Source organism: uncultured Clostridium sp., from assembly GCF_963515715.1.
In the GTDB taxonomy this organism is placed as follows: Bacteria; Bacillota; Clostridia; order Clostridiales; family Clostridiaceae; genus Clostridium_AW.
In genome coordinates this window covers 1-26,937 of record NZ_CAUPZS010000001.1, presented here as the reverse complement: position 1 = coordinate 26,937, position 26,937 = coordinate 1, and the positions used below count along the sequence as shown (strand labels likewise).

Below are 26,937 nucleotides of genomic sequence, written 5' to 3'. Positions count from 1 at the left end.
CTTATACTTCCTCGCTATAGATTACTTACTATTGAACTAATATTTCTGTAAAATACACATTATCACATAATCCATTTTCAAACATAGGATTGATTTTATTTAATAATTCCACCTTAATATCTTCTGTTCCTTTAGTTGAAAAATCGTCGTGTTTTTTATCTCTTAAAACAGTATTTATTGAGTCCAATATAACTGGTTTTTTCTTTTCTATTTCTTTTAACATCTTCTTGTTATTAAATCCTAAATGAATTGTAGCTTTCAAAAATCTCCTATCATCTGTATCTGAAAGATTTAATAAAAATTCTCCTAAATCATATGTATACTTTGATACCGCTGGTCTATAAAAATTATTATTGTTATTCATGTTGATGTTAATATTAGGATCTTGGGCCATTTGCGAATTTCCTTTGGAATTTTTGTTTGCTAGAAATACGTAGGTCCCAAAGGCTCCTCCTCCTATTATTACAATTAGACATAAAACAATTAAAATTATTTTTATCTTATTACTATTAGTTTTTTCTAAACTCTTTTCGCTCATTTACCATCAGGCTTCCTTTCTAAAGAAACTATTACTATATTAACTCTCCTATTTTTAGCTCTATGTTCATCCGTGTCATTAGGAACTATAGGTTTATACTCTCCATATCCTGCTGCTGTAAATTTATCGGGATCTTGCCTTTTAACTTCAACAAAATATCTCAAAACATTAACAGCTCTTGCTGTAGAAAGCTCCCAGTTAGAATCATATTTATAATTTTTTATTGGTACATTATCTGTATGACCTTCAACTATAACTGAGTTTGGAAAATTTATAATTAATTTATTAAGTTTTTCTAGTATTGGTTTACTATCTTCTTTTATTTCAGCACTTGCTGTCTCAAATAAAATGCTATCTTTTAATTCAAGTATTACACCCTTAGAATCATTTTTTATTGTTACAGCTTCCTTCAAATCATTCTTTTGAACATAATCCCTTACTTTATCATAGAGTTCATTTTCTCTACCCCCTGTTGCTAAACCAGTTTCAATAGTTTCTCCTACAAGGGGAACATCTCCATTCTTCATATTGAAATCAAATATAGTTTGTCCTGAATTTCCAGATAAAACGCTTTGAAATGCAGATGCAATTTGTTGAAACTTTTCAGCATCAACACTAGAGAAAGAATAAAGCAATACAAAGAAGGTTAATAGCAGGGTAACTGTATCTGCATAAGTATTCATCCATTCATTACCCCCACCTACGCTATCTCCACTATTCTTTTTCCTTCTAGCCATTTTCTGCCACCCCTTCTTTAGATACAGTAACAGCATAATTTGATCTTTCTTCAGGTGATAAGTAAGAAATTAATTTTTCTTCAACAATTCTTGGATTAACTCCTGATTGTATTGATAATATTCCTTCTAACATCATTTCTCTAATAGATGCTTCCTCATCACTCTTTAATGCTAAGTTTGCCGCCATTGGATTGAAAAATAAGTAGGCCATCAATGAACCATAAAAAGTTGTAACTAAGGCTTTTGCCATACCACCAGCTATTTGGCCTGAATCTGTAAGACTGCCAAGCATTTGAATAAGTCCTATTAATGTACCTGACATACCAAAAGCTGGAGCATATCCTCCCCAAGCTCTTAACATATCTGCGCCTATCTTATGTCTTCTTTCCATTTCAGATATTTCTAGCTCAAGAATATCCTGAATGGTTTCAGGTTCAATTCCGTCAACAACCATTTGCAAACCTTTTTTTAAGAAATCATCATCTATTTGATTTATTTCATCTTCTAAGGATAGCAATCCTTCTCTTCTAGCCTTTCTAGATAATTCAATGAATTGTCCTATTATATCTAAACTTGACTTTTCACTTTCCTTAAAGGATTGAACCATTATATTCATTAGATTTTTAAAATAGCTTAAAGGATATGTTATAAGCATGGCACACAAGGATCCACCAATAGTAATCAATATAGAAGCTACATCAAAGAATAGCTTAAGCTGGCCAAAATCATATTCTGTAAGAGATTTCATAGCCATAGCCCATAACATGGCAAAGGATCCAACTACTATACCTATGACTGTCAATACGTCCCTCTTTTTCATCTTTTAGATGCCTCCTGTATATTTACTGTAAATATATTTCTTTTATATAAAACAACTTTTTCTACAATAACTTCAATAGTTTCTTTAACCAAGTATTTTTTCCCATTAGTAAGAGTGATAACACTCTCTGGTACACTTTCCATTTTTTCTATATGATCTGCATTCAATATAATTTTTTTATTATCAAGACCTGTTACCTCAATCATAAACTCACCCCCTTTTTTATTGAGAGTTAAGAATTAAGAATTCTCAACTCTCAATTCTCAACTACTTAAAAAACTATCTCTTCAAGTTTACTAGTTCTTGAAGTATTTCATCTCCTGTAGTAATAACTTTACCATTAGCTTGGAAAGCTCTACTTGCAACAATCATCTCTGTAAACTGTTCTGCTAAATCTACTCTAGACATTTCTAACATTGATTGATTAATGCTTCCATAGCCCTTTTCATTGCTATTTTCAGCTCCAACACCACTTCTAAAAACAGCTTGTCCTGAGTTTGCTGAGGATGAATTTAAATTCTTACCTTCCTTTGTTAAACCAGCTGGGTTTTTAAAGCTAGCCATTCCTATTTGACCAATTGCCCTCATACTCCCACCACTTAATGTTACTTTTATTACTCCATTTTTATCTACAGTAAAACTCTTAACTCTTTCTCCAGCTACTTCATCAGGAATAGCTAATGGAACCAACTTATTAGTAGCAGTAATTCCATTTTCTCCATTAACATCAGCTGCTTCTTCTATTACTGGTCTACCACTTTCATCGTATGTAATTTCACTTCCAGTAATTTCATATCCCATAACCCTATATCCATCAGAAGTTACTAATTGGCCAAATTCATCTAATGTGAATGACCCGTCCCTTGTATAGGACATTTCATAATCTCCTACACCTTCATTTTCAGTATCTATGGTTCCATCTTCTGTTACTTCTACCCCTGCCTCTTCTCCAGTTTTACCTTTAGCAACAACAAAATATCCATCTCCATCTATTGCAAAGTCAAATGCATTACCAGTTGATTGCATGTTACCTTGTTCCATTATAGTATCAATTCCTGAAACCTGAACACCTAATCCAACTTGGCTTGGATTTGTTCCTCCTGTGCTAGTCCCTGGTCCTGTAGCTTCTCTTAAATTTTGACTTAACATATCTTGAAATCTAACCCTTTGAGTTTTAAATGCAGTAGTATTTACGTTGGCAATGTTGTTACCAATTACATCTAGTTTTACTTGATTAGCTTTTAATCCGCTTATACCTGAATACATTGATCTTAACATAGTTTTCCAACCTCCAAAATTAATTTTATCTTGTCCTGCATCAATCATTCAGCAGAACTAGGCCTCCCGAAGGTCCAGCCTCTATAATATTACTAAACTATCGATATTTGTGAATATATTCCCTTGACTCTCATCTTTATTCATTGCTGTTATCACTGTTCTATTCTTTATACTAGCTACAAGAGCAATATCTTTATATAAAATTACCCCTTCACTACATCCCTTTTCTTCTGCCTTATCTATACCTTCTCTTATTTTATTTAGATCATTCTGGCTAAACTCAATATTTCTTTCTAATAACCTTTGTTTAGCATGATTAGATATGACAAAATCTGATTCTTTATTAATCTCATTTTGTAGAATTTCATTAAAGTTAACAGATCCATTGTGGTTATTAACTTTTTTTACATTATTTGAGATAGAATATGGTTGCAGCTCTTGAACATACTGCATTTTTCCATTTATAATTCTATAGCTCATACTTACTCAACCTTACTTTCCTCACCTTAATCTTCTGGTATTTCACCCGGTTCTTCTGGTTCACCTGGCTCTTCTGGTTCACCTGGCTCTTCTGGTTCGCCCGGTTCTTCCGGTTCCCCTGGTTCTTCTGGTGCTTCATTGACATTTATAACCTCAAGTATATCCTCAAGCATAAACTGCTTAACTACTGCAATGGTTTCACCATCTTCGTTTTCCTCGTATCCAACTAACACATTAATTCTGATGCTATCTCCATCTCTAGAAACACCAGTAATTTTACCCATATATAAGTTACCATCTAAATCAAACTTATTTAACATTACAGCTTTTCCTATTAGAGAGGTTGCTCCAACAAATCTCATGTTGCTATTTAAATTTGACATTTGTTCTATGGAAGCAAATTGTGCCATTTGCGTAACAAATTCAGTTCCATCTTTTGCATTCATTGGATCTTGATTGGATAATTCAGCAGCTAAAATTCTTAAGAAAGCATTCTTATCCATATCGTCTCCTGGTTTTCTAATAGGAGTCCCTCTGGAAGTTTTCGTACCTGTGTTGGCATTAACTTTTTCAGATATTGGTGTATCTGATTCCTCTCCATCTTTTTTAAGGAAATTTCCTTTAGATGTTTGTGTGCCTGCTAGGGAATTTAGTTTTTGAGATATTAGTATGTCTGACATTCATTCTCCCTCCTAAGCTAAAGTATTTACATTTCTTAAATCTTCACTTATGTTTCCTAATCCATCATCACTATCTAAAGAATCGTCGATAGCACTCAAGGATGAATTTTTTCTTCCTTGATTATTCTGACTTTCTCCATGACCTTTTCCATCTCCCTTAAAGAAGGTAGTATCTTCATAAAGATTTAAAGTGAAGTTCTGAATTTTGATTTGTGAAGTTTCAAGTTTATTAACTATGTCATTCATGTTTGAATTTATTAAGTTATATGCTTCTTTTGTATTAGCTGTAATAGAAGCCTTCATCTTTCCATTTTCCATAGTTATGCTTATAACTACTTCACCTAATTCCTTAGGGTTAATTTTTACTGTTAAATCTTTTAAATTACCAGTATCCATGTACTTTACAGCTTTAACAATATCTCTAACCATAGTTTCTTTTCCTATCACAACTTCTTCAAGTTTAAATTCTTTTGCTGAAACTTCTAAAGAGTTTTTATTATTCGGCATTAAATTAATAAATTTAGATATTTTATCTTCTTCTTTATTATTTATAATGCTAGATAATAATTTCTCTTCCTTCCCTTGATGTTTATCATCAGACTCTGAAAATTGATCACTTTCATTATTTTTTCCCATTTTATAGCTATTTGCTAAATTTACAGGCATTTCTTCCTTGATTATGTCAGACTTAATTGTAGATTCATCATCTTTTACTATGTCTTTATTCTTTATTCCATCCAATATTTCAGATTTTATCTTTTGAACCAAATTTACATCGGAGAATCCTTCTTCAGATTTTAGATTAATAATTTCTTTAAAGTCACTTTCTACTTTTTTAACTAATTCATTTATTAAAGGTTTATTTTCTTCAAGTAGTTCTCCATTGACTAGTTCTTTATTATTTAATAGATTATTTAAAATAAAATCTACTTTTGAATTTTTATCACTGGAATTTATAAACTCTTCTGTAATTACAGCATTTATAATCCCTTCAATCTTTTCAGCCATGGCCTCATGAGGCATGTCTACATTAGTCGTATCAAGCAAATACTGTAGTAAAATTAAGGATTCACTAATGCTTAAATCTTCAACGTCTAAATCTTTTAAATTTAATTCTTCCTTTAATTTTTCCGGATTAATTTTATCTGTATCAGTAGATTGGCTATCCTTCGAATTCGCTGTCACCAAAGCTTCTTTAGTTTTTTTAGGCAAATTCACCTTATTTTCTTTTTTCACTTCACTAAAATTATTCAATATACTACTGAAATCCTTTTTTTCTTTGTTAGCTGTTTTTTTATGATTGGAATCATTAGCTTTATAAGTAGTTTTATTTAACATAATATCTATACTATCTATCATTTAACTCACCTCCTTTCAAGTTTCTAAAAAATCCGTATAGAGCAAATTCATCATTTGTTTTTTGTTCAATTAACTCTTGCTCCTTTAGATAACTTTGCCAAGATTTTTCTTTTAATATTTCTACCGTCTTTCTATCCATTTGTTTTTGTCTCAACTCTACCCTAACATCATCTACTACCTTTATCTTTTTTTCTAAATCTGTAGTAGCAACATTAATTGAATTAGATAATGTGCTAAGATATTGTTGTCTCATCTTTCTTTCAATAGTTGTACCCTTTTGTTCAACTCTATTGTGTTTTTTATAGCTATTTTTTAAGTCATTTAATTTACTTTCAGCTTCAAATTTATCCTTTTGAACCTTTTGGAATGTTCTTTTGCATTCCTCTTCTTTATTTATCCTCATATCTAGTAATTTTTGAAGTCTAAAATTATATTTTTTCATAAGATCACCTTTTCATTAAGAATTAAACATATTTACAATTCTAGATACAGTATCTTTAAAAGTTGTATGCTCATTAACTCCTTGTTTTAAATAGGAATTAATTTCATCGTTATATTCAATGGCTAAATCAATTTTTTTGTTGCTTCCTTTTACATATGCACCTATATTGATTAAATCTTCAGCTTCCTTATAAGTAGCTATTAAATCTCTTGCAATAGAAGCAGCCATCTTATGATCTTCATCGGCTATTTCAGACATAAGTCTGCTAATACTACTTAATACATCTATGGACGGATAATGATTTTTAGCAGCTAAAGCTCTAGATAAGACAATATGTCCATCTAAAATTCCTCTTACAGCATCTGCAATAGGTTCATTAAAATCGTCTCCATCTACTAAAACTGTGTAGAAGGCTGTAATAGAACCCTTATCCGACATGCCTGCTCTTTCCATTAACCTAGGGAGCATGGCAAATACAGAGGGAGTATACCCTTTTGTAGCCGGTGGTTCTCCAATAGCAAGTCCAACTTCCCTTTGAGCCATAGCAAATCTTGTTACCGAATCCATCATTAATATTACTTTTTTCCCTTGATCTCTAAAGTACTCCGCAATAGCTGTAGCGGTGAAAGCTCCCTTAATTCTTACCAAAGCCGGCTTATCAGAAGTGGCACATACCACTACACTTTTTTTCATTCCTTCTGGGCCTAAATCTTTTTCTATAAAATCTAGTACTTCTCTTCCTCTTTCTCCGATTAAACATATAACATTCACATCTGCTTCAGCATATTTTGCAATCATACCAAGAGTAGTACTTTTACCTACACCACTACCTGCAAATATACCTATTCTTTGTCCTTCACCGCAAGTTAAAAATCCATCAATTGCTCTAACTCCAGTAGAAATTACATCTTTAATTCTTCTCCTTTTTAGAGGATCTGGAGGTTCTTTATCCAAAGGATAGAACACTCCACCTCTTAACTCATCTTCAGTTAATGATTCTCCTAATCCATCTAATATCTTTCCTAAGAGTTCATTAGAACACCTTGCACTTAGAGGTTTTCCTGAAGGAACCACTCTACATCCTGGAGCAATTCCAGTTAATTCACCTAGAGGCATTAATATAACATTATTTTCTTTGAAACCTACCACTTCACATACAATAGAAGTATTTTTTTCATTATATATAGTACATACCTCTCCTATAAAAGCCTTAATGCCTTCCACTTCAATGGTTAATCCAATGACTTTCTTTACTATGCCTTCTCTTTCGTAAAAGCTAGTTTCTTTTATTCTCTTTTTTATAGTCTTAAAGTCTAGCATTTCCATTTAAACACCTCAGATATTTTTTAATTTAACCATTGAGGATTTCCCCTATCTTTTTAAATATTGAGTCTTTATTTATATTTATCTTTCCGTTATCCTTTTCAATGCAAACATTACCTTCTTCTAATGAATCATCTTTAATTACAAATATATCTCCTCTAAAAGCATTGTTCTCTTTCCATTTGGAAATATTCTCTTCTAGTTCATCTTTATATATATTATTGCATCGAATAATCACAGTTTTAGAAGCTTTTACTTCCTCTAATATCTCCATAACCATAGAATTCAAGCCATCTTCTTCTTTAAATTCTTTAGCTATAATTGACTCAATAATTTCTTTTATTAATTTTTTTATTTCTACTTTTTTCTCTTCTAAATACTCAATATACTCTTCTTTTGCCGAATTAATTATTTCATTGGACATACTTTGAGCATTCTTAATTAACTCTTCTCTTTCTTTATTAGCTTTTTTAATATTTTCCTCATAGCCTGATTTATAAGCTTCATCATATCCTATTTTTTTGCCCTCTTCATATCCTTTTTCATAAGCCATAGGATATGCCTCTGCTTCTATTTTTTCAGCGTCTTCATAAGCCTTAGATAAAATTTGCTCACTTTTTCTTCTTGCATTTTCCAGCATTGATTTTGCTAGATTCTCATAGCTTTCTATGAATTCTTTTGCATTATCTTCTCTTTGTTTTTCTTCAATAATATCTGCAGCATTTACTGGTGGTGTATATTCTGTAACAATCTTTTTTTTACCGTTATTTATTACGGTGGTATTCTTTAACACCTTACTATATAATGATTGCATCTTCCCCACCTCTTGATATTACTATTTCTCCTGCTTCATCAAGTCTTCTTATAATACTCACTATCTTCTGCTGAGCTTTTTCAACATCCATAATTCTAACAGGCCCTAAGAATTCCATATCTTCCTTCAATGATGCAGCCGCTCTCTTTGATTGATTTCTGAATATTGTATTTGCTACTTCCTCCGAAGATCCCTTTAAAGCCAATGCTAACTCCTTTGTCTCTACTTCTCTTAAAACCCTCTGAATTGAAACATCGTCTAATGTAACAATGTCTTCGAAAACAAACATTGATGCCTTAATCTTTTCAGCCAATTCACCATTTTCTCTTTCTAGTGATTCTGTAATGTTTCTTTCAGTTGTTCTATCAACTTGATTTAATATGTCAACAATAGTAGGAACTCCTCCTATAGATTTCATTTCTGATCTTACAACTGAAGATAGTTTATTATCCAATACTTTTTCTATCTCCTTTATAACTATAGGGGAAGTATTATTCATAGTTGCAATTCTATAAGCCACTTCTCCTTGTAAATCTTCAGGCAACTCTGATAGTATTTGCCCTGATTTATCAGGTTGAAGATAACAAAGAACTAAAGCAATTGTTTGAGGATGCTCGTTAGATATAATATTTAATAACTGAGCAGCATCAGCCTTTCTTGCTATAGCAAAGGGCCTAAATTGCTGAGTAGCTTCTGTAACTTTTTCTAAAATCTCTAGCGCTCTTTGACTTCCTAAAGCTTTTCCAAGTAAGTTCCTTGCATATTCTATGCCACCTTCTGTCAAATAATCTTTTGCCTTGTTCATCTGAATGAATTCATCTAATATTCTTTCCTTCTGCTCTGACTTTACAGCAGTAATATTAGCTATTTCATATGTTATCTTTTGTATTTCAGATTCAGGCAATTTCTTTATTATCGCGGCAGATGCTTCTGGCCCTAGTGTAATAAATAATATCGCTGCCTTTTGAACTCCAGTTAATTTACTTGAATCTCCACCTCTAGCCATATGCCATCACCTCTCATCTTCTGCCAACCAAGCCTTAATTATTTCTGCAACTTGCTCTGGCTTATCGGTAGCATATTTTCTAATTTGTTTCTCTATATGTGATTTTTCATCTTCTATATCTAACTGTATCGGTTTGAACTTTGGTACCTCTTCTACTGGTGTTTCATCATCCAATACTACATCTATTCCCTCTAATTCCACGTCCTCATCTTTATTTCGTCTTCTTCTTATAACAATAAATATTATAAGTGATAGTAATAGTACTCCTGCGATAATTCCTAAGTTTGTATAAAGTTTCATCTTCCTTGCCTTTTCTGCATCCTTTTCCATATCATCTAGATCTTTATTAGTACCATCTTTAGCTCCAGTATCAAAAGGTAATCCTTCAACACTTACAAGATCTCCTCTGTCTTTATCCAATCCTACTGCTGATGAAACAGCGTTAGTTACAGAATTTCTAGTGGCATTATCTAAAACTCCATCTAATATTACTGATACAGTAACTCTTTCTACTGATCCAGGAGCTTTGATTAATTTATTGTTTTCCTTTGACACCTCATAATTTTTAGTGATTTCTTCATGAGTTGTAGTTCCATTGTTCACATTATCTTCTGCCCTATTTCCCATGTTATCATCTACAGGACTTCCACTATTAGGGCCCTCATTATTATTTGTAATTTCTTTAATAGAATTTTCACTAACCACTACATTCTTAGGATCATATATTGTAGTTTCTTTTTCATGAGCATCAAAGTTTAAATCTGCACTAACTTTTACTCTTACCCTATCTTTTCCATAAACTGCTTCTAACATATTAATTACTTTATTTTCTAAATTTTTTTCATATTCTCTTTCTAAGGCCTGTTGTTTTTCTGCCGCCCCTGCCATATCTGGTTCTTCATCTTCATATAAATCCTTAGTAAGACTTCCATTAGTATCATTGACCTCAATGTTCTCTCTTGGTAGATTTTTAACACTTCCTGAAACTAATGCTACAATTGCTTTAACTTGATCCTTCGATAGCTTTTTATATGGTTTAAGTTTTAATGTCAAGGAAGCTTGAGCTGGGGTTTCATCTTTTATAAAAGCACTATCTTCTGGTAAAACCAAATGAACTCTTACATTATCTATCTCAGGAAAACTTTTTATAGTTCTTTCTAGTTCACCTTGTAATGCTCTTTGATAATTGATTTTCATCTCAGCATCTGTAGCTCCAAATTTGCTTTTATCCAATAACTCAAAACCTTGACTTCCACTGTTCATAGGAACTTCTGACAATATCTCCATTCTTAAACTATCAACTTTTTCGCTAGGCACCAATATGGTATTACCTTCAACCTTAAAGTTTTCTTTCTTCTCTTTTAGTTTATTGTAAACGGATCCCATGTCATTGTTATCTATGTTAGAAAATAAAACAGAATATTTTGTACTAGTCAGAGTTATTCCTAAATAAATTAATGTACATATTATACCTATAAATATTGCACCATAAGCTATCTTCTTTTTCTTGCTTAAATTGCCTAAAGTTTCTTTAAGTTTATTTACCCCTTGGGATAGCTTGTTCATCTATAGCACTCCTTACTATAACTGCATTCTACTTAGCTCCTGATATGCTTCTACTATTTTATTTCTAACTTGTATTGCCAATTCTATGGACATCTTTGCTTCATCAGCATTTAGTACTACATCATGTATATTTGTCTCTTCACCTTTTATAAAGGCTTCCGTTGATATTTCAGCTTGAATCTGCTTATCATTTAAACTATCTAACTGTTTCTTTAAAAGACCCATGAAATCTTTATCTTCTTCTACATTTTTTGTATCCTTATTTTTATTTAAGCTCATTTCCTCAAATATTTTAGGATTTGGAGTAAACTCATTTATTCTCATATTCTAATACCTACCTTCCAATTTCTAAAGCTTTCATAAACATACTTTTTTCTGAATTAATAGCATCTACATTAGCTTCATAGGACCGTGTAGCTGCAATCATATCTGCCATTTCGTTTAAAACATTAACATTAGGCATTAGTACATATCCATCTTCTCCTGCATCTGGATGAGAGGGGTCGTACACACTTCTAAGTTCTGAGTTATCTTCTATAACCCCAACAGCTTTCACTCCAAGAAATTGCTCTTCATTTTTTCTTGTTTCTTTATTTAATTCATTTGTCAAATTTTCTTGAAATATAGCAACCTTTCTTCTATAAGGCATTCCATCTTCTCCTCTTGTAGTTGATACGTTTGCTATATTTGAAGCGATAGTATCCATTCTTAACCTTTCTGCTGAAAGTCCACTAGCGCTAATTCTCATGTTGTTAAATGCTTTTATCACAGTTAATCCACCCCCATTTATTTACCATTTATTATGTATCTTTTTGTTGATAATCTATTATTAATTTGACTTATCAAAGCATTATACATTAAATTATTTGATGCTTGGTTTACTTTTTCTAAATCAATATTTACATTATTACCATCTTGTCTCATACTTGATGTCTCATCTTTCTTAACTTCTACTTCTCCTTCTGAGGAAGCCACATTAATATGAGCTTTACTCGTATTCTTTAAATTCAATTTTTCAGAAGCACCCTTCAAATTTTCTTCAAAAACGACATAGTTCCTCTTATAATTTGCCGTATTTACATTTGCTACGTTATTTGCTATAACTTCACTTCTTTTTGTTGAAGCATCTAAAGCTTTTCTTATAAGATTATAGTTCGTTTTATCCATGGAACTATTATCAACCTTCATTAACATCATCCTCCATATAACATAAAATTTTAATTAATTTCATATAATATCTAATAGTTATAAATTTCTTCAAATAATGGTTTAAATCTATTTATTTTTACAATAATATACAAGTTAAATTTTACATACTCATTATACAATATTTTCAATTTAAATTCTACACATATTTTAAATTTTTTTAATTTATTTTATATTTAAATTAAACTTTTTGTTTTATAGCCTTATATATAGACAAAATCCAGAACATTGTCAGGTAATATGTGGACATATTAAAGTACATTTCCTTATTAATTATATTTTACATTAGCTAAATAAGTATAGCAAAGCAAATTTTAGCTTTTTATCTAATAATATTCTATTTTTAGATAAAAGAAGAGAGATTGTCTAATTTTTTTGACAATCTCTCATAAAATATTATCTACTTCTTACATTTTCCAGTATCCTTAAAACTTCTTGCGGTAATTTATTTGATTGAACCATCATTGCATTACCCGCTTCCATTAATAGTCCAGTTTTAGCAAATTCTATAATCTCTTCTGCTACATCAGCATCTCTAATTGAGCTTTCCGCCTCTGTAACCCCTATTTCAAATTCACTTAAATTATCGTATTCGCCTTCAAACATATTATTAATGGCGCCATACTTACTCCTTACATCTACAAGCTTATTTGAAACAGCATCTAAGATTTCTAATGAACTATCGATAAAATCCTCACTTAATATGTCTTTATCTTTTAAATCTTGAAGTGTTTTTAGCTCCAGCTCTCCTGAATCATTCTTCTTCATAACTCCTATTTTATCAGGAGATAAATTCACTAAAGGAATATCCATATTATCTCCAACGTTAGTTCCAATTTGCATCAGCCTATCTTCATCCACATTTAATAGTTTGGTTCCATTAAATTCCGTGTTGCTAACAATGGTCTTAAAAGCCTCTATCATTTCATCCATTTCACTTTTAATTATTTTTTTATCCTCATCACTACAACCATTACCAGATTGTATTGTAAGTTCTCTCATTCTCTGAGTTATTGAATTTAATGAATCTAGGCCACTATCCGCTGTTTGAAGCATGCTAACACCATCTTGAAGGTTTCTTTGAGCCATTTGCATGCCTCTTATTTGAATCCTCATTCTTTCACTTTTAGATAGACCATAGGGATCATCTCCAGCTTTTATTATTTTTTCCCCTGTGGATATTCGAGATAATGCTTGGCTATTTTTCTTTGTATTCTTTACATATTCTCTGAATATATTTAATGATGGTAAATTATGACTTAATCTCATTTTTATCACTCCATTGACGTATTCATTTTATATTTTATCGTAATTAAATAAGCATTCTTTAGCAAAATATTTTAGAGCATGGCAATTTAAAGTTACAATACATCAATGGTATTTAATCAACTATTTGTATCAATACATAGTTATTCTACTTTGACATAATATTTTGAGGGTTTCCTTCTAACCATTTTAATATATTTTCAAAAACTATCTTAGCTCTTCTAATCATTGCTTCTTTTGTTGCAAAACCTACATGAGGTGCAACTACTGCGTTTGGAGCATGTAATAATGAGTAATCTAATGGTAGAGGTGGTTCCATATCAAAAACATCAATACCAGCTCCAGCAATTCTTCCTTCTCTTAAAGCTTCAGCTAAAGCTTCATTATCTATTATAGGTCCTCTAGCAGTATTTATTAAAATAGAGCTCTCTTTCATTAAAGAAATCTTTTCTTTGCTAATTAAGCCTTTAGTATTTTCATTTAAAGGTACATGAATAGATACTACATCACTTTGAGATAAAACTTCATCTAAGGTAGTTTGTTTAATATCAAGTTCTTTTAGACTACTTTTAGCAGATCTATTATAAGCTATAACATTGCATCCAAAAGCCTTTCCTATTCTAGCTACTTCAAGTCCTATAGCTCCAGCACCTACTATTCCCAGAGTTTTTCCACATAAATCCCTTTGTGAATATCCATCCTTAGTTTTTCCCTCTCTAGTTTTCTCATCTAAAGGAACTATGTTTCTTAATAATGAAAGAATTAATCCGAAAGCTAATTCAGCAACAGAGCTTGTACTATATCCTGCTGAATTGCAAACTAAAATATTTCTTTCTTTACAAGCCTCTAAATCTACGTGGTCCACACCGGTGAAAGCTACAGATATTAATTTTAAATTATCCACTGATCTAATAACTTCTCCTTTTAAAGGCATATTAGCAATTACTAATACATCGGCACCAGCAGCTCTTTCTTTCAATTTTTCAATATCATCAACTCTATCATTATGTATTATTAATTCATGTCCCTCACCTAATATGTTTCTAAAGGTAGAGACTACTTCTTTTTCTGGTAATCCTAAAGGTTCAAGTATAACTATTTTCATAATTTTATTCCTCCTAAGCCAATAAATTTTATCTTTACTTATATAATAGTATTTAATTTAATGTATTTCAACTTGCAGAAGAATTGCGCTACATTGAAAATTATAATTCAACATAATTAATTATATACTTAGTTTCCTTATGTTTTACAATATATTTTACAGCTGTAAGTTTCTACAGAGTTAATTTGTTGTGCGAAATAGAGAGCTAAGCACATAGTGAAGCCGCTCCGAAAAAAGTCGCTATTTCACTACATGCTTAGCTCTTCTATGTTTTACAGATATATTTTCAAATATTCATATATACATATCGTAAATACCTATTGATTGTAATTCTAAAATTTTACAAGCTTTAAAAGTTTTGTCCTAATTTTTATTTACCCTGAATAAATAAACCCTCACATTTTTTGCAAGGGTTTATTCCTATAAATTATTTAACTTCTTCATCAACTCTGCTATGCTCCATAAAGTTAATTTGTTCTGCTACTACTTGCGTTATATATCTTTTCTCATCATTTGCATTTGTGTAGGACCTCACATTAATTCTACCTAAAATACTAACAAGTCTTCCTTTAGTTAAGTTAGGAGCTAATGTTTCTGCAGATTTTCTCCAGTAGGAAACCGGTATGAAATCCGCCTCTCTTTCACCTTTATTGTTGACATAAGATCTTTGAACAGCTATGGTGAAATTTATCAACAAATTGCCTTCTTCTCCAATCTGTTTTAATTCACAATCTTTAGTAAGCCTACCAATTAATAAAACCTTATTCATTTTTCCACCTCTAACCTGTTTTTTAATAATTATGGCCATTATTAAAATTTATAATCAGTTATTTTAATATAAGGTGAATATTTTAAATTCTTTTGGTTCTTAGTTATTCTATTTGTAAGCTTTTGATAATTCTACGTAGTTAAGAGCACTTTGAGTTAAGTTTGTTTTTTCTTCCTCAGTAAGCTCTCTGATGACTTTTACTGGCGATCCTATGCATAATACACCATCCGGTATCACTTTTCCTTGGGGAACTAAACTCCCTGCAGCAACCAAAGTGTGTTTCCCAATCACAGCACCGTCTAATACAATGCTTCCCATACCAATTAAAGAGTTACTTCCTATATTACATCCATGTAATATAGCACCATGGCCTACTGTTACATTTTCTTCTATAATCAATGGATGATTCTTATCTACATGTAAAACACTATTATCTTGTATATTGGTATTTTTACCTATAATAATATTGTTAGTATCACCTCTCAATACACTTCCAAACCACAGATTAACACCTTCTTCTAAAGTAACATCTCCAATCACGTGAGAAGTTTCAGCTACAAAACAACTTTTGTGTATTTTAGGCTCTCTATCTTTAATTTTTTTTATCAAAACAAACATTCCTCCTCTTAAGTACTAATATATATGGTTAATTATACAAAATTAAATTTACTACTTCAAACTATGTTTAATCTATCAACAAAAATTAAATCGACTAAAACCTAAATACTTAAGATATATTAATTTCTTTTATATAAACAAACATCTACATTGTCCCATATAAAAAGAGAACTGCTAAAAGGGGGATGCAGTTCTCTTTTTATATAGGGGCCTAAAATGATATTAAGTTGATGTGATTCATTAACCATTTTAATTATTAACAAGTTTTGTAAATTTTATACATAAAATTAATAACTTCTTAATTTTCAAGCTATTCTATAGGTTCTCCTTTAAAATTTTCAAATTTAGGAGGATTTTTTTCATCTCTTTTTCTCATTCTGTCTGGTGGCTTTACGCCATCATTTTTACCACTTTTTTGGTGTTTATCTCCTCTAAATGGTTTCATAATTTATTCTCCTCTCAAAATATATTTATTACTATATATTATTTTGTATTTTTCAATTCTTATTCTTAAAGATTTATATCAAATCTTTTTTTAACCAAATTTTATAATAAAATAAGTTGATTACTATCATTATAGCTATGGAAGGAATTAATAATTTTTTATAATCTAATTGAATTAAAGCGTAATTAAATTTTTTCATAAATGATGATATGAATATAAAATATATTATTGGATAAATAAGTCCCTTAATCCAAGCAAATATAAATTTATCTAGTATTATAAATAAAAATCTACCTAAACCTATACTAAAATTTATAAATATATAGTTTAGTAATGTTAATTTTAAAATACCTATTAAGCTTCTATTTATAAAAAAACCCAAAAATGAAAGACTAGTTCCCTCAATTAATATAAAGATATTTGAAGAAATAAAAAATCCCATTATGAAAATAATTATATTTTCTATTACCATACTGGTTATCAAAAAATCTTTTCGTATTATTCCTAATCTTAAATATTTACTTCCTTCTTTTAATCTTACTCCCTCTAGAACAAAGGACCAACATATTAAAGATAGAGGATAGTAGTAAAATAATAGCTCTTGATTAAAACTTTCTCCAATTTCATAAGGTAAAAGATATGCAATGAAAAAAGATAACATCCAAAGAATCATTAAAAAAAATACTATTAACCCCTTAGAATATTTAGCTTTTAAAAGTGTTTTTATTCTATTTATTTTTATTTTATCCATTGGACCTCACCTTCTTTTTAGAAGTTAAGTTAATAAACAATTTTTGCAAAGGCATACTTTCTATACTAAATCCTTTTTCCACTAAACTTTGTTTTTCTTCCTGGCTTAGTTTTTGAAATATAGATATAAATTCCGTACCAGTAACCTTTTCCATGCTTAAAATATTGTAGTTTTCATTTATCATATCAATACTTCCAGGGATTCCAGATAAATATAAGGATTTTTCCTTTAACTCATCCACATCTTCGCATAGAAGCAACTTACCTTTATCAACTATAATCAATTTTTCAAATAGCATACTTACTTCTTCTAGATAATGAGTAGAAAATATTATAGTTCTAGGGTTTTCTTCATAGTCACGTAATAAAATTTTGTAAAACATATCTCTATTAGTAGGATCTAGTCCAGAATAGGGTTCATCAAAAATAGTTAAAGGAGCTCTAGATGCTAATCCTACTATTATATTTACAACACTTTTCATTCCCTTGGAAAGATCTGAGTACCGTTTTGATGTATCTAAGTTAAATTCTCCAATCAATTCTTCTTTAAAATCTTCATCCCAATTAGAATAAAATAACTTTGCCATTTTAAATATTTCAAAAGCATTCATCCCTGGGATAAAATTATCTGCATCACTTGTCATACACATTTGCGACAAAATCTTTTCATTTTCAAAGGGTTCTTCTCCGAAGACCTCCAGCACCCCTGAGTTTCTCACATAAAGACAACTAATTATTTTTAACAAAGTAGTTTTTCCCGCTCCATTTTTACCAACCAAACCATAAATTTTATCCTTTTCTATATCTAAAGAAAAATTATTTAAAATTAAATTTCTACCAAAGCTTTTATTTAAATCTCTAATTCTTACTGCTAAATCCATTTTATATCTCCCCCAAAAACTTAATCTATTTCAATAGTTTTAAGCGATACATAGCTCATCCATAAATTGAATATAATTATTGGTATTGTCCATTTTAAAAATACATGGGACAGTTTAAGTATGTCTTCCACATACCAAAATGAAATCCAAGTTCCATAGCTGAAAAATAGTATAAAATAAAAAAACATCATGGCATAACCTACAATAGCATAATGACTATTGTATAGTAATTCAAAAGAAATTTTCACACTAAATAAAAGTGAAAAATACATAAAATAGTGCCTTATCATTTTTATCATTGTATTTATACTTGAACTTCCTGAAGAATACATGTAAAAATGCGCTGATATTAATACTGTGGTTATACAAATTATAATGATACTTTTAAATATTTTAAGCTTAAAATATTTACGTCTACTTACACCTAATTTTAAAAAGGTTTCTAAGGTTTTTTTATGCCTCCAAAACAATATAATGAAACTAACCATCGTTGTAATCTGATTATAACTTGCATATTGTGAATAACCCTTTGGTGGGCTATTAAATATTAAAGATATGAACATTATTATCATGTAAACAATTAGAAAAATGTTATTTCTAGCCTCTATCTTGGTTTGAAATAACCATAGTTTTAATGTCCTACTCATTCTTCCCCTCCCCATAATCATTTATCATATCTACTATTTCTCTAATGGATATTCCTATTTTTTTCCCTTCTTTTATAGCTTTAAGTATGAATTCATTAAAATAACCTTTTTTCCTCTTTTCTTTAATATATTCCTTAGCTCCAGGTTTAACAAACATACCAATTCCTCTCTTCTTATAGAGTATACCTTCATCAGCTAAAATACTTATCCCCTTTCTTGAAGTAGCAGGATTTATGCCATATACTTCTGAAAATTGATTGGTAGACATAACCTGCTCGTCCTCTTTAATAAGGTCATTTAGAATGTCGTCTTCTATACCTTCAGCTATTTGAATATATATAGGTTTCAAATTGTCTAAAACAATTTTCAAATACTTATCACCTCTCTAGTCTAAAAAATATCTCATTTTATAGTCATATCAGTTTTGAATTTTAACTGTCTTAATAAGCTATATCACGTTCCATTATATTTTTTAAGCATATTTTATATATTATATAGCTTGTTGCAATAATTATTATATAAGCTGTAAATGTATTGATAAATATGTACTCCATTAAAAAATCTATTATTATACCTACTATATCGATTTTAAATAAATATCTAATAGCATTATGCAGACCTATAAAAATAATTAATTTATTATTGGGTTCAATGGCTAAATAAGAAGCAAAAATACAAATAAAATATAAAATTATGAAAGAGGTAATGAAGATTATTAGTGTAGATACTATAGGTTCTTTTTTCATTTTATAATTAAAATAAATAAAAAACTCTCCGCTAGATACCATAGTGTTTAAAAAAATTATTGTGCTCAATGAAATTATAAAAGAAATAATCCCGTGTATTAAATATAAGTTATTAACCAATTCTTTTCTTTTAAAGCCTAAAATTAAATAATGAAATAGATTTTTTATATAATTCCCAGTAAAGGCGCAAATAGAAATAAAAAATATAATTAAAAAAACTATAGCAAAAAACATGGTACCTTCTTTTGCTCTCACTTTTGATATCAAAGATATAGATATCAAAGACCCATTAAGTAATATAAAAACTAATGCAAATATAATCCCATTATTCGCCAACATCATATTCATCAAGGCTTTAAATCTTTTATACCAATTTTCATTTATAACTTTCACAAAATCACCTTCCACATTCTAGTTAGTTACTTATATATATAACAATATTACCAACTATTATAATTGTCAAATAAAAAGAACAGTTCTAATCTTATATAAGATTAGAACTGTTCCTAAATTTCAGTAAATTTTGATTAAACCGCTACATCTGTATACGTTTTATTGTAATATGAGCCAATGGACTTCCATGATACATATATAACAAATACTCTTACTGGTAATTCAATTAAATTCTTAATTATTCTAGGAATAATTAATGCATATAGACCCTTACCTGTTATCATAGACAACCATAATGAGTTTAATCCCAAGTTAACAAAAATAACAACTATTGCTGTTGCAAGGGTAATATTAACTAAATTTTTAGACTTTTTGTAAAGGAATAAGCCGTAAATCGCCCCGGAAAGAGCCGTACTTAATGTGAATCCTGGAAAATAAGCACCTTTCGGAAAAATAGCCATTCCCAATAAGTCTGCTACAGCTCCAGCTACCCCTCCCCATACAGGTCCAAACAGCATTCCTGTCATAGCTAAAGGTAAAAATCCAAAGCTAATCCTAATTATCGGGGTTTCGATGCCTAAAAATCTTGTAAGAACTACTTGTAACGCAATAAAAAAACTAATAAATATTAACTTTCGAGTTTTTGTCATATCCCCACCTCCTCTCAAAATATGCAATATTAATAATAATTGCCGTAGAGAAAGGATTAGCCAACGTTAGCGGAATGCGGTAATTGCATCGCAAAACCTGAAAAAACTTTTGGTCTCTTCGTCTAGTGGCAACTTCCTGTCCACTAGCACTTGACGCGCAAAACCTACTCTAACTAGCAAAATATTTACTTATATTATATTACTTATTCTTAAAATCAACAATATATATTATAAAATTATTTTTTTATTCAAAAATATTGAATAAGATAATATATTAATGATAAAATTATAACATGACCTTAATGGATAGGAGAGTGAGTTGAAAAATGTCAGAAGTAATTCTTACAAAATCTGCAAAGAAACTATTAGAAGATGAACTAGAATACCTAAAAATAGTAAAAAGAGTGGAAATTAAAGCTGCTCTAAAAGAAGCTAGAGCACAAGGAGATTTGAGTGAAAATGCCGATTATAGCGCTGCTAAAGATGATCAGTCTTTAAATGAAACTAGAATTTTAGAACTTGAAGCTCAGCTAAAAAATTCTATTGTGGTGGAAAGTTCTTCAGAGGAAAATATATTTGATCTCAATAAAAAGGCTATTGTAAAATTCTATGATATAGAAGAAGAAGAGGAAGTGACCTTGGTAAGTTCAGTTGAATCTGATTTACAAAATATGAAAATCAGCATAGAATCTCCCTTAGGTAAAGCTCTTTATAAGCTTGAAATAGGTAAAAGAGTAACTGTAAACTCTCCTGATGGAAATTATGACGTAGAAATAATAAAAATAGTATAAAGAATCTATATTTATCCTAAGAGTCCATATTTATCACTTATGGACTCTTTAATATATTTTTTTATCAAAAGGCTCAGTATTTATATATAATTGGAATAGAGCCTCAGCATCTTTTGGGCTTATCTTGCCATCTGACAACTTTCTATATAAAATATACAGATTAGCATTCATTTCAGGATCGCTAAATTTTGTGTCTCTCATCTTTTTTTCAATTTTTTCATTCAAAGTTAATGTATTATCTTTCAATATATTTTCAATAATTTCTAAAATTTCTTCAGCCTCTTTTATTACTTGTCTATCTTTTGATGTTAGTTTAATAGCTATAGCTCTTGATTGGATTTTTGTAACAACTTCATGACCAACTAGTAGCTTTTCTTCCATTGCGCACCTCCACATCCTTATACTTCTATTATAGCACATTATTATCATAAAAAATATACTGGATTGAGCTACAATATTAACATTAGCTTAATTTTTATCTTCTTTGTTAGAAACTCTACCCATGCCTTCTAACTGTGCTCTAAAATTATTTCTAAAGTTTTGTAAATATTTCTCTTTTAATTCCTTTTGTTCAATTTTCTCTTCTTCAGTCAATCCCTCTTCTTTGCCCTTTTTATATAAATAGTTTATTCTTTCGATCATCGCTTCTATGTTCATAAATACCCTCCAGATAATTTTATTGTATATTAAACATTTTTAAATTATAACATAGGATTCTTATTACAACAATACTTTTACCTCCTGTGCAATGACCTCCATATTATACTTTACTTTATTGTTATTTCACAAGAAACTTTTCCAATTGTATAATGTATACAATTGTGGTACAATCTATATGAATAGAATAGTATAATTTATTTAAGGAGAATGGGACATGCATCTAGAATCATTTATGGGAACATTTATACCTTTAGTAATTCATTTACTTGAGGCTATGGGTACATTTATTATAATCTTTGGTGCAGGAAAAGCCTTTTTTCAGTATATAAAGGCAGCAACAAAATCTGAGGAAAGATTGATTAACCCTGCAATAAAGATTGATCTAGCCAATGCTCTAGCCTTAGCTTTAGAGTTTAAACTAGGTGGAGAGATACTCAAAACCGTTGTAGTAAGAACTTTAGATGAAATGTATATTTTAGCTTCTATCGTTGCACTTAGAGCAATATTAACTTTTGTTATTCATTGGGAAATTAAATCTGAATCCAAAGAGCATATAGAACATATAGAACATAAAGAACATATAGAAATACAGGACTAGCTTTATTGAAACTAGTCCTTTAATTTTTCAACCTAATTCATTTGAAACTTCTCTTCCAGCGTACTTCCACTCTACACTTGCTAATATATTAGATTTTTTATAGATTCTATATTTCCTTTAACGTTGCTATATAGCATCTCACTATACTTTGACAGTATATCGCTTTTAACCATATTCATAACAGAAGCCGCCATATCTACATCTTTTATACGTGAAAGAGATGCTGTTGTATTTTCATTTGCATTGGTAGTATTACTTAGTGCATGTTGAAGATTATTAGAATATGATCCTATATTAACTCTAACTTCATTTATTCTTGCCAATGCTTCTCTTAATCCTTCTATAGAATTGCCTGCGGATTCTGATGTTGCTAAATTATTGCTGTCAATATTCAAACTATCTGTGTTTACGGAGTATAACTTAATACCCATAGTGGTGTATGGTGTATCTCTTACTTGTAATGTAATAGTTTTATCTTCCTTTAACAGCTTTATATTATTAAATTCAGTATTCTCTGCTATGCTATCTATAGATTCCTTAAGTTGCTTAAATTCACTGTTTAAATTATCCCTATCACTTTCTGTTAAAGTTCCATTAGCCCCATGTACAGCTAACTCCTTCATTCTATGGAGATGTTTGGTTATGTCGTCTAAAGCTCCATCTGCCATTTGAAGCATAGATATTCCGTCTTGTATATTCCTTTCCGCCTGGGAAAGTCCTCTCACTTGAGCTTTAAAACTCTCACTAATGGTTAATCCCGCTGCATCGTCTGCAGCTCTATTTATTCTTCTACCTGAAGAAACCTTTTCTAATACAGTTCCTTTATTTTTTCTAAAAGAATTTATTTTATTACTAGAGGAAAAAGTATATATATTATTAATTAGCACTATTCCACCTCCTTACCTATCTATATTATCGTAGTACTTGGAAACAAGTTTACAGATCTTTCCCAATATAAAAAGCTATCAATTAAATTGATAGCCTTAAAGCTTATGGTTTTTAAATTAGCCTCTAACATCTAAATTCTGACCGATATTAGGATTTACTGATTTCTCCATCATTTCTGTCATAGCTTTGGCATTTTCTTTACCTTGGTTCATAGCCATTTTCATTAAAGCTAACGAAGCCTGTTGTTTAACCTTACTACCACTCATAGCAATAGATAATCCACCTATATCCATATTAACACCTACTTTCTTTATTAATAAATATCGTGTGAAACCTATAAAAGTTTAATAAAAAGCAGAAGGAATAGCTATATTCATTAGCTATTCCTCTTATTTTTTATATAACTCTTTAATAATGTTATTCTTCCTTCTATAGCATATTTACCAAGAGCAGCTGGTATTAATATACTATCCCCTTTATGGATTTTCACTATAGTACCATCTTCTGAAGTTATAATTCCATATCCATCTACACATGTAAAAATATAAAACTTACTTGTATTACTTTCTTCTCGAAGAATTTCATTAATTATATATTTTTCAATTATAAAATATTCGCTATCACATAAAACACCTTTAGAATATCCATAGAATTCATCTAGTTTATTCTCACTTGCATTTATTGCTTTTAAGTCAAAATCAATAACATCTAAAGCTTTCTCTACATGTATCTCTCTAGGTCTACCGTAATCATATATCCTGTATGTTATATCGCTATTCTGCTGAATTTCAGCTATTATAACCCCTTCACAAATAGCATGTACAAGACCGCTATTTATAAGAAAACAATCTCCCTTCTTAACCTGAATCTTATTTAAATACTCCTCTGTTCTTCCTTCTTCAATTGCTTTTTTAAATATTTCCTTATCACAGTCTTTTGTACCTACTATAATAGAAGCACCTTTTTTTGCTTCTACTACATACCAAGCCTCAGTTTTTCCCAAAGAATTCTCTATTCTTTTTGCATATTCATCATTGGGATGTACTTGAACAGATAATTTCTCTTTAGAATTTATTAACTTAACTAATAAAGGAAACTCCCCACCGTCAAAGCTTTCTCCTAATAGTTCTTTTCCATATTCTTTTATAAGTTCATCAAATCTCTTGCCTTTGAGTTTTCCATTTTCCACAATGCTCATACCATTAGAATGACAGGCTATATCCCAACTTTCACCTATGTTTCCCCCTGGCAAGTTATCTCTGAACTCTCCTAAGTCTCTTCCACCCCATATCTTTTCATAATATAAATTTTTAAATTTAATTGGATACATGCACCATCTCCCCTTATTTAAAACATACTATTATAGTCACTTTCATTTTTATTTTCTAAAGTTTTAAATTTGTAATTATTGTCATTTTGTATGCTTACTGTATAATAGATTTATATGAAAGCTAAGGAGGTATCAGAAGTGTATCAAGAAAAATATCGAGCATGGCTTAACTCTAAAATTATTAATGACGATACTAAAAATGAGTTAAGAAATATAAAGGACGAAAAAGAAATTGAAGATAGATTCTATAAAGATTTAGAATTTGGCACTGGTGGGCTAAGAGGTGTAATAGGGGCAGGAAGTAATAGAATGAATATCTATACTGTATCTAAGGCAACACAAGGATTTGCAGATTATTTGAATTTAAACTTTATTAATCCTTCAGTTGCTATTGCATATGATTCAAGAAATATGTCAGATAAATTTGCAAAGGCAGCAGCATTAACATTATGTGCCAATGGTATAAAGGTATATTTATATGATAGTTTAAGACCGACCCCAGTTCTTTCATTCACTGTAAGACATTTAGGTTGCCAAGGGGGCATAGTTATAACTGCATCCCATAATCCAAAACAGTACAGCGGATATAAAATTTATGATGAGTTTGGCGGTCAAGTAACTGATATTAAAGCAGACAAGATAATTAATTGTGTTAATAATATAAACGACTTTAACGAAATTAAGACTATTTCTGAAGAAAAAGCCTTGAAGAATGGACTGCTTAATTATATAGGAGAAGATGTAGATAAAGCCTACATAGATAAAGTTAGATCATTAACTATAAGAGAAAATTTAGTTAATGAAAACGCTAAGGATTTAAAGATTATATATACTCCAATTCATGGAAGTGGAAATATTCCAGTAAGAAGAGTCTTATCTGAGTTAGGATATACAGGTGTTAAGGTTGTTAAGGAACAAGAAGCTCCAGACGGAAACTTTCCAACAGCCCCATATCCAAATCCAGAATCAGCTCAAGTTTTCGAATTGGCATTGGAAATGGCTAAGAAAGAAGTTCCAGATATTATTTTTGGTACTGATCCAGACTGCGATAGAATTGGTGCTGTAGTTAATATAGGCAAAGGGGATTACAAGGTTCTTACAGGTAACCAAGTAGGATTATTATTAACTCATTATATATTAAGTTCTTTAAAAGAAACTAAAACTTTACCTAAAAACGGAGCTATTATTAAAACAATAGTTACTACAGAAGGTGCTAGAAGAATCGCTGAAGACTTTGAAGTTGAATTAATTGATGTATTAACTGGATTCAAATATATTGGTGAAAAAATCCAAGAATTTCAAGTTAATAAAGATAAAGAGTATTTATTTGGCTTTGAAGAAAGCTATGGATATTTGTCAGGGACTTTCGTAAGAGATAAGGATGCTGTTATTGCATCAGTACTTATTGCTGAAATGACATTGTACTATAAAAATCGTGGAATGAGTCTTTACGAAGCATTAATTAAATTATACGAAAAATATGGATTCTTTAGAGAAGATCTTATTTCAATTGAGCTTGCAGGAAAAAAAGGTCAAGAAAAAATTTCTACTTGTATAGATGCTTTAAGAAATTCAACTATTAAAGACATCGATGGAGTTAATGTAATAAGCAAGTTTGACTATAAGCTAAGTGTAGAAGAAACAAATGGTGAAAAGAAGGAAATAAATCTTCCAAAGTCAAATGTTCTTAAGTTTGTTTTAGAAGATGGCTCTTGGTTTGTTGTAAGACCTTCTGGAACTGAACCTAAGATGAAAGTTTATATTGCAGTTAAAGGCAATAGCTTAGAAAATGCCGAATCTGAACTTAATAGATTTAAAAATAATGTTATGTCTATAATAAATAGTAAATTAAACTAACAGCTATCAAGTGACTCTTAGCTTCAGATGGAGTTTGCTTAAAAGGAATACTTACTCCAACTGAAGCTTAGAAGAACTTATCCAGGGACGTACCATCCGTTATCTCCCACTTGTAGAAGATGTGAGTATTACGGATGGTAGTCATCGGATAAAAAGCCTGCATTACTCATTAAAGTTATCAGCTTTTTTGAGCAGTACAGGCTTATAAGTTAAACTACAATTATTTTTAATATTTTAATTCAACTCTCCAATCTTATCTTCAACAACCCTTATAAGTTCATTACTTTTTACAAG

Annotated in this window: 35 protein-coding genes and 1 riboswitch; of the genes, 3 read left to right on the top strand and 32 right to left on the bottom strand. The window is 30.2% G+C overall.

Going from position 1 to position 26,937, the window contains the following annotated elements:
- Positions 1–28: 28 nt before the first annotated feature.
- From fliL to RYO54_RS00045, 27 genes are all read right to left on the bottom strand, one after another.
- Complete coding sequence (fliL, locus tag RYO54_RS00175; RefSeq protein ID WP_315114366.1) at positions 29–538, bottom strand: flagellar basal body-associated FliL family protein; 510 nt, start codon at positions 536–538, stop codon at positions 29–31.
- Positions 535–1,275: a flagellar motor protein MotB gene (locus RYO54_RS00170; protein ID WP_315114363.1), complete on the bottom strand. Its 741-nt coding sequence runs from the start codon at positions 1,273–1,275 to the stop codon at positions 535–537. The genes fliL and RYO54_RS00170 overlap by 4 nt, the downstream gene beginning before the upstream one ends.
- The gene (locus RYO54_RS00165; protein ID WP_315114361.1) at positions 1,268–2,095 is read right to left on the bottom strand and encodes a motility protein A; all 828 of its coding nucleotides are present in this window, start codon (positions 2,093–2,095) and stop codon (positions 1,268–1,270) included. Before RYO54_RS00165 ends, RYO54_RS00170 begins: the two co-directional genes overlap by 8 nt.
- Entirely contained in the window at positions 2,092–2,301 is a 210-nt protein-coding gene (locus tag RYO54_RS00160) for a flagellar FlbD family protein (protein ID WP_315114359.1), read from the bottom strand. Before RYO54_RS00160 ends, RYO54_RS00165 begins: the two co-directional genes overlap by 4 nt.
- A 73-nt stretch (positions 2,302–2,374) precedes the next feature.
- Positions 2,375–3,373, bottom strand: a complete 999-nt coding sequence (locus RYO54_RS00155) for a flagellar hook-basal body complex protein (RefSeq protein WP_315114357.1) — start codon at positions 3,371–3,373, stop codon at positions 2,375–2,377.
- An 81-nt stretch (positions 3,374–3,454) separates the two neighbouring features.
- The gene (locus tag RYO54_RS00150) at positions 3,455–3,853 is read right to left on the bottom strand and encodes a TIGR02530 family flagellar biosynthesis protein (RefSeq protein WP_315114355.1); all 399 of its coding nucleotides are present in this window, start codon (positions 3,851–3,853) and stop codon (positions 3,455–3,457) included.
- Positions 3,854–3,879: 26 nt separating this feature from the next.
- A complete protein-coding gene (locus tag RYO54_RS00145; RefSeq protein WP_315114353.1) occupies positions 3,880–4,533 on the bottom strand; it encodes a flagellar hook capping FlgD N-terminal domain-containing protein in 654 nt (217 codons plus the stop codon).
- A 12-nt stretch (positions 4,534–4,545) separates the two neighbouring features.
- Positions 4,546–5,892, bottom strand: coding sequence for a flagellar hook-length control protein FliK (locus RYO54_RS00140; protein WP_315114351.1), 1,347 nt, complete (start codon positions 5,890–5,892; stop codon positions 4,546–4,548).
- Positions 5,882–6,334, bottom strand: a complete 453-nt coding sequence (fliJ, locus tag RYO54_RS00135) for a flagellar export protein FliJ (RefSeq protein ID WP_315114349.1) — start codon at positions 6,332–6,334, stop codon at positions 5,882–5,884. Before fliJ ends, RYO54_RS00140 begins: the two co-directional genes overlap by 11 nt.
- A gap of 15 nt (positions 6,335–6,349) precedes the next feature.
- The gene (gene fliI, locus RYO54_RS00130; protein ID WP_315114347.1) at positions 6,350–7,660 is read right to left on the bottom strand and encodes a flagellar protein export ATPase FliI; all 1,311 of its coding nucleotides are present in this window, start codon (positions 7,658–7,660) and stop codon (positions 6,350–6,352) included.
- Positions 7,661–7,685: 25 nt separating this feature from the next.
- Entirely contained in the window at positions 7,686–8,471 is a 786-nt protein-coding gene (locus RYO54_RS00125) for a fliH protein (RefSeq protein WP_315114345.1), read from the bottom strand.
- A complete protein-coding gene (fliG, locus tag RYO54_RS00120; protein WP_315114343.1) occupies positions 8,455–9,477 on the bottom strand; it encodes a flagellar motor switch protein FliG in 1,023 nt (340 codons plus the stop codon). Before fliG ends, RYO54_RS00125 begins: the two co-directional genes overlap by 17 nt.
- Positions 9,478–9,483: 6 nt before the next feature.
- Positions 9,484–11,043, bottom strand: coding sequence for a flagellar basal-body MS-ring/collar protein FliF (gene fliF, locus RYO54_RS00115; protein ID WP_315114341.1), 1,560 nt, complete (start codon positions 11,041–11,043; stop codon positions 9,484–9,486).
- Between the two features lie 15 nt (positions 11,044–11,058).
- Positions 11,059–11,367 carry a flagellar hook-basal body complex protein FliE gene (gene fliE / locus RYO54_RS00110; protein WP_315114339.1) on the bottom strand — a complete coding sequence of 103 codons (309 nt, stop codon included), beginning with the start codon at positions 11,365–11,367 and terminating at the stop codon, positions 11,059–11,061.
- A gap of 10 nt (positions 11,368–11,377) precedes the next feature.
- Positions 11,378–11,812 (bottom strand): flagellar basal body rod protein FlgC, encoded by a 435-nt coding sequence (gene flgC, locus RYO54_RS00105; RefSeq protein WP_315114337.1) that lies wholly within the window; start codon positions 11,810–11,812, stop codon positions 11,378–11,380.
- A 17-nt stretch (positions 11,813–11,829) separates the two neighbouring features.
- Entirely contained in the window at positions 11,830–12,231 is a 402-nt protein-coding gene (flgB, locus tag RYO54_RS00100; RefSeq protein ID WP_315114335.1) for a flagellar basal body rod protein FlgB, read from the bottom strand.
- A 414-nt stretch (positions 12,232–12,645) separates the two neighbouring features.
- Positions 12,646–13,518 (bottom strand): flagellin, encoded by an 873-nt coding sequence (locus tag RYO54_RS00095; protein ID WP_315114334.1) that lies wholly within the window; start codon positions 13,516–13,518, stop codon positions 12,646–12,648.
- Positions 13,519–13,663: 145 nt separating this feature from the next.
- Positions 13,664–14,620 carry a 2-hydroxyacid dehydrogenase gene (locus RYO54_RS00090; protein ID WP_315114332.1) on the bottom strand — a complete coding sequence of 319 codons (957 nt, stop codon included), beginning with the start codon at positions 14,618–14,620 and terminating at the stop codon, positions 13,664–13,666.
- Between the two features lie 427 nt (positions 14,621–15,047).
- Complete coding sequence (locus tag RYO54_RS00085; protein ID WP_315114331.1) at positions 15,048–15,389, bottom strand: single-stranded DNA-binding protein; 342 nt, start codon at positions 15,387–15,389, stop codon at positions 15,048–15,050.
- A gap of 108 nt (positions 15,390–15,497) precedes the next feature.
- The gene (locus RYO54_RS00080; protein WP_315114330.1) at positions 15,498–15,998 is read right to left on the bottom strand and encodes a gamma carbonic anhydrase family protein; all 501 of its coding nucleotides are present in this window, start codon (positions 15,996–15,998) and stop codon (positions 15,498–15,500) included.
- A gap of 319 nt (positions 15,999–16,317) precedes the next feature.
- Entirely contained in the window at positions 16,318–16,452 is a 135-nt protein-coding gene (locus RYO54_RS00075) for a hypothetical protein (protein ID WP_315114328.1), read from the bottom strand.
- 73 nt (positions 16,453–16,525) lie between these two features.
- A complete protein-coding gene (locus RYO54_RS00070) occupies positions 16,526–17,203 on the bottom strand; it encodes a hypothetical protein (protein ID WP_315114326.1) in 678 nt (225 codons plus the stop codon).
- A complete protein-coding gene (locus RYO54_RS00065) occupies positions 17,196–18,083 on the bottom strand; it encodes an ABC transporter ATP-binding protein (RefSeq protein ID WP_315114325.1) in 888 nt (295 codons plus the stop codon). Before RYO54_RS00065 ends, RYO54_RS00070 begins: the two co-directional genes overlap by 8 nt.
- A gap of 20 nt (positions 18,084–18,103) precedes the next feature.
- A complete protein-coding gene (locus RYO54_RS00060; protein WP_315114323.1) occupies positions 18,104–18,730 on the bottom strand; it encodes a hypothetical protein in 627 nt (208 codons plus the stop codon).
- Complete coding sequence (locus tag RYO54_RS00055) at positions 18,723–19,100, bottom strand: GntR family transcriptional regulator (RefSeq protein WP_315114322.1); 378 nt, start codon at positions 19,098–19,100, stop codon at positions 18,723–18,725. The genes RYO54_RS00060 and RYO54_RS00055 overlap by 8 nt, the downstream gene beginning before the upstream one ends.
- A 70-nt stretch (positions 19,101–19,170) precedes the next feature.
- Positions 19,171–19,869, bottom strand: a complete 699-nt coding sequence (locus RYO54_RS00050) for a hypothetical protein (RefSeq protein ID WP_315114320.1) — start codon at positions 19,867–19,869, stop codon at positions 19,171–19,173.
- Positions 19,870–20,003: 134 nt separating this feature from the next.
- Entirely contained in the window at positions 20,004–20,519 is a 516-nt protein-coding gene (locus tag RYO54_RS00045; RefSeq protein WP_315114318.1) for a folate family ECF transporter S component, read from the bottom strand.
- A gap of 65 nt (positions 20,520–20,584) precedes the next feature.
- Positions 20,585–20,693: riboswitch (THF riboswitch) on the bottom strand.
- A 152-nt stretch (positions 20,694–20,845) separates the two neighbouring features.
- On the opposite strand from RYO54_RS00045, the gene greA reads away from it, so the two are divergent.
- On the top strand, positions 20,846–21,310 hold the full coding sequence (gene greA, locus RYO54_RS00040) for a transcription elongation factor GreA (protein ID WP_315114317.1): 465 nt from the start codon (positions 20,846–20,848) through the stop codon (positions 21,308–21,310).
- A gap of 48 nt (positions 21,311–21,358) precedes the next feature.
- Here the strand turns inward: greA and RYO54_RS00035 are convergent, their stop codons facing one another.
- Positions 21,359–21,691 (bottom strand): hypothetical protein, encoded by a 333-nt coding sequence (locus tag RYO54_RS00035; protein WP_315114316.1) that lies wholly within the window; start codon positions 21,689–21,691, stop codon positions 21,359–21,361.
- 87 nt (positions 21,692–21,778) lie between these two features.
- Entirely contained in the window at positions 21,779–21,967 is a 189-nt protein-coding gene (locus RYO54_RS00030) for a DUF896 domain-containing protein (protein WP_315114313.1), read from the bottom strand.
- Between the two features lie 217 nt (positions 21,968–22,184).
- On the opposite strand from RYO54_RS00030, the gene RYO54_RS00025 reads away from it, so the two are divergent.
- Positions 22,185–22,568, top strand: a complete 384-nt coding sequence (locus tag RYO54_RS00025) for a DUF1622 domain-containing protein (protein ID WP_315114311.1) — start codon at positions 22,185–22,187, stop codon at positions 22,566–22,568.
- A gap of 80 nt (positions 22,569–22,648) precedes the next feature.
- On the opposite strand, the gene RYO54_RS00020 is transcribed toward RYO54_RS00025, so the two are convergent.
- From RYO54_RS00020 to RYO54_RS00010, 3 genes are all read right to left on the bottom strand, one after another.
- A complete protein-coding gene (locus RYO54_RS00020) occupies positions 22,649–23,455 on the bottom strand; it encodes a flagellin (protein WP_315114309.1) in 807 nt (268 codons plus the stop codon).
- A 117-nt stretch (positions 23,456–23,572) separates the two neighbouring features.
- Complete coding sequence (locus tag RYO54_RS00015; RefSeq protein ID WP_315114307.1) at positions 23,573–23,749, bottom strand: YjfB family protein; 177 nt, start codon at positions 23,747–23,749, stop codon at positions 23,573–23,575.
- A gap of 83 nt (positions 23,750–23,832) precedes the next feature.
- Positions 23,833–24,786, bottom strand: coding sequence for a type I phosphomannose isomerase catalytic subunit (locus RYO54_RS00010; RefSeq protein WP_315114306.1), 954 nt, complete (start codon positions 24,784–24,786; stop codon positions 23,833–23,835).
- 114 nt (positions 24,787–24,900) lie between these two features.
- Here RYO54_RS00010 and RYO54_RS00005 point away from each other — a divergent pair, with 114 nt between their 5' ends.
- The gene (locus RYO54_RS00005) at positions 24,901–26,643 is read left to right on the top strand and encodes a phospho-sugar mutase (RefSeq protein ID WP_399548810.1); all 1,743 of its coding nucleotides are present in this window, start codon (positions 24,901–24,903) and stop codon (positions 26,641–26,643) included.
- Positions 26,644–26,937 lie beyond the last annotated feature (294 nt).

What these genes read in the sequence shown, in the direction of transcription:
- greA (WP_315114317.1), top strand. Translation starts at nt 20,846, where the DNA reads ATGTCAGAAGTAATTCTTACAAAATCTGCAAAGAAACTATTAGAAGAT.
- RYO54_RS00165 (WP_315114361.1), bottom strand. Translation starts at nt 2,095, where the DNA reads ATGAAAAAGAGGGACGTATTGACAGTCATAGGTATAGTAGTTGGATCC.
- RYO54_RS00090 (WP_315114332.1), bottom strand. Translation starts at nt 14,620, where the DNA reads ATGAAAATAGTTATACTTGAACCTTTAGGATTACCAGAAAAAGAAGTA.
- fliE (WP_315114339.1), bottom strand. Translation starts at nt 11,367, where the DNA reads ATGAGAATAAATGAGTTTACTCCAAATCCTAAAATATTTGAGGAAATG.
- RYO54_RS00030 (WP_315114313.1), bottom strand. Translation starts at nt 21,967, where the DNA reads ATGAACATAGAAGCGATGATCGAAAGAATAAACTATTTATATAAAAAG.
- RYO54_RS00075 (WP_315114328.1), bottom strand. Translation starts at nt 16,452, where the DNA reads ATGAAACCATTTAGAGGAGATAAACACCAAAAAAGTGGTAAAAATGAT.
- fliL (WP_315114366.1), bottom strand. Translation starts at nt 538, where the DNA reads ATGAGCGAAAAGAGTTTAGAAAAAACTAATAGTAATAAGATAAAAATA.
- RYO54_RS00155 (WP_315114357.1), bottom strand. Translation starts at nt 3,373, where the DNA reads ATGTTAAGATCAATGTATTCAGGTATAAGCGGATTAAAAGCTAATCAA.
- fliF (WP_315114341.1), bottom strand. Translation starts at nt 11,043, where the DNA reads ATGAACAAGCTATCCCAAGGGGTAAATAAACTTAAAGAAACTTTAGGC.
- RYO54_RS00145 (WP_315114353.1), bottom strand. Translation starts at nt 4,533, where the DNA reads ATGTCAGACATACTAATATCTCAAAAACTAAATTCCCTAGCAGGCACA.
- RYO54_RS00160 (WP_315114359.1), bottom strand. Translation starts at nt 2,301, where the DNA reads ATGATTGAGGTAACAGGTCTTGATAATAAAAAAATTATATTGAATGCA.
- RYO54_RS00025 (WP_315114311.1), top strand. Translation starts at nt 22,185, where the DNA reads ATGCATCTAGAATCATTTATGGGAACATTTATACCTTTAGTAATTCAT.
- RYO54_RS00095 (WP_315114334.1), bottom strand. Translation starts at nt 13,518, where the DNA reads ATGAGATTAAGTCATAATTTACCATCATTAAATATATTCAGAGAATAT.
- RYO54_RS00125 (WP_315114345.1), bottom strand. Translation starts at nt 8,471, where the DNA reads ATGCAATCATTATATAGTAAGGTGTTAAAGAATACCACCGTAATAAAT.
- RYO54_RS00170 (WP_315114363.1), bottom strand. Translation starts at nt 1,275, where the DNA reads ATGGCTAGAAGGAAAAAGAATAGTGGAGATAGCGTAGGTGGGGGTAAT.
- fliJ (WP_315114349.1), bottom strand. Translation starts at nt 6,334, where the DNA reads ATGAAAAAATATAATTTTAGACTTCAAAAATTACTAGATATGAGGATA.
- RYO54_RS00005 (WP_399548810.1), top strand. Translation starts at nt 24,901, where the DNA reads ATGAAAGCTAAGGAGGTATCAGAAGTGTATCAAGAAAAATATCGAGCA.
- RYO54_RS00015 (WP_315114307.1), bottom strand. Translation starts at nt 23,749, where the DNA reads ATGGATATAGGTGGATTATCTATTGCTATGAGTGGTAGTAAGGTTAAA.
- RYO54_RS00060 (WP_315114323.1), bottom strand. Translation starts at nt 18,730, where the DNA reads ATGAGTAGGACATTAAAACTATGGTTATTTCAAACCAAGATAGAGGCT.
- RYO54_RS00085 (WP_315114331.1), bottom strand. Translation starts at nt 15,389, where the DNA reads ATGAATAAGGTTTTATTAATTGGTAGGCTTACTAAAGATTGTGAATTA.
- fliG (WP_315114343.1), bottom strand. Translation starts at nt 9,477, where the DNA reads ATGGCTAGAGGTGGAGATTCAAGTAAATTAACTGGAGTTCAAAAGGCA.
- RYO54_RS00065 (WP_315114325.1), bottom strand. Translation starts at nt 18,083, where the DNA reads ATGGATTTAGCAGTAAGAATTAGAGATTTAAATAAAAGCTTTGGTAGA.
- RYO54_RS00045 (WP_315114318.1), bottom strand. Translation starts at nt 20,519, where the DNA reads ATGACAAAAACTCGAAAGTTAATATTTATTAGTTTTTTTATTGCGTTA.
- RYO54_RS00150 (WP_315114355.1), bottom strand. Translation starts at nt 3,853, where the DNA reads ATGAGCTATAGAATTATAAATGGAAAAATGCAGTATGTTCAAGAGCTG.
- RYO54_RS00140 (WP_315114351.1), bottom strand. Translation starts at nt 5,892, where the DNA reads ATGATAGATAGTATAGATATTATGTTAAATAAAACTACTTATAAAGCT.
- RYO54_RS00010 (WP_315114306.1), bottom strand. Translation starts at nt 24,786, where the DNA reads ATGTATCCAATTAAATTTAAAAATTTATATTATGAAAAGATATGGGGT.
- RYO54_RS00070 (WP_315114326.1), bottom strand. Translation starts at nt 17,203, where the DNA reads ATGGATAAAATAAAAATAAATAGAATAAAAACACTTTTAAAAGCTAAA.
- flgB (WP_315114335.1), bottom strand. Translation starts at nt 12,231, where the DNA reads ATGAAGGTTGATAATAGTTCCATGGATAAAACGAACTATAATCTTATA.
- fliI (WP_315114347.1), bottom strand. Translation starts at nt 7,660, where the DNA reads ATGGAAATGCTAGACTTTAAGACTATAAAAAAGAGAATAAAAGAAACT.
- RYO54_RS00035 (WP_315114316.1), bottom strand. Translation starts at nt 21,691, where the DNA reads ATGGAAGAAAAGCTACTAGTTGGTCATGAAGTTGTTACAAAAATCCAA.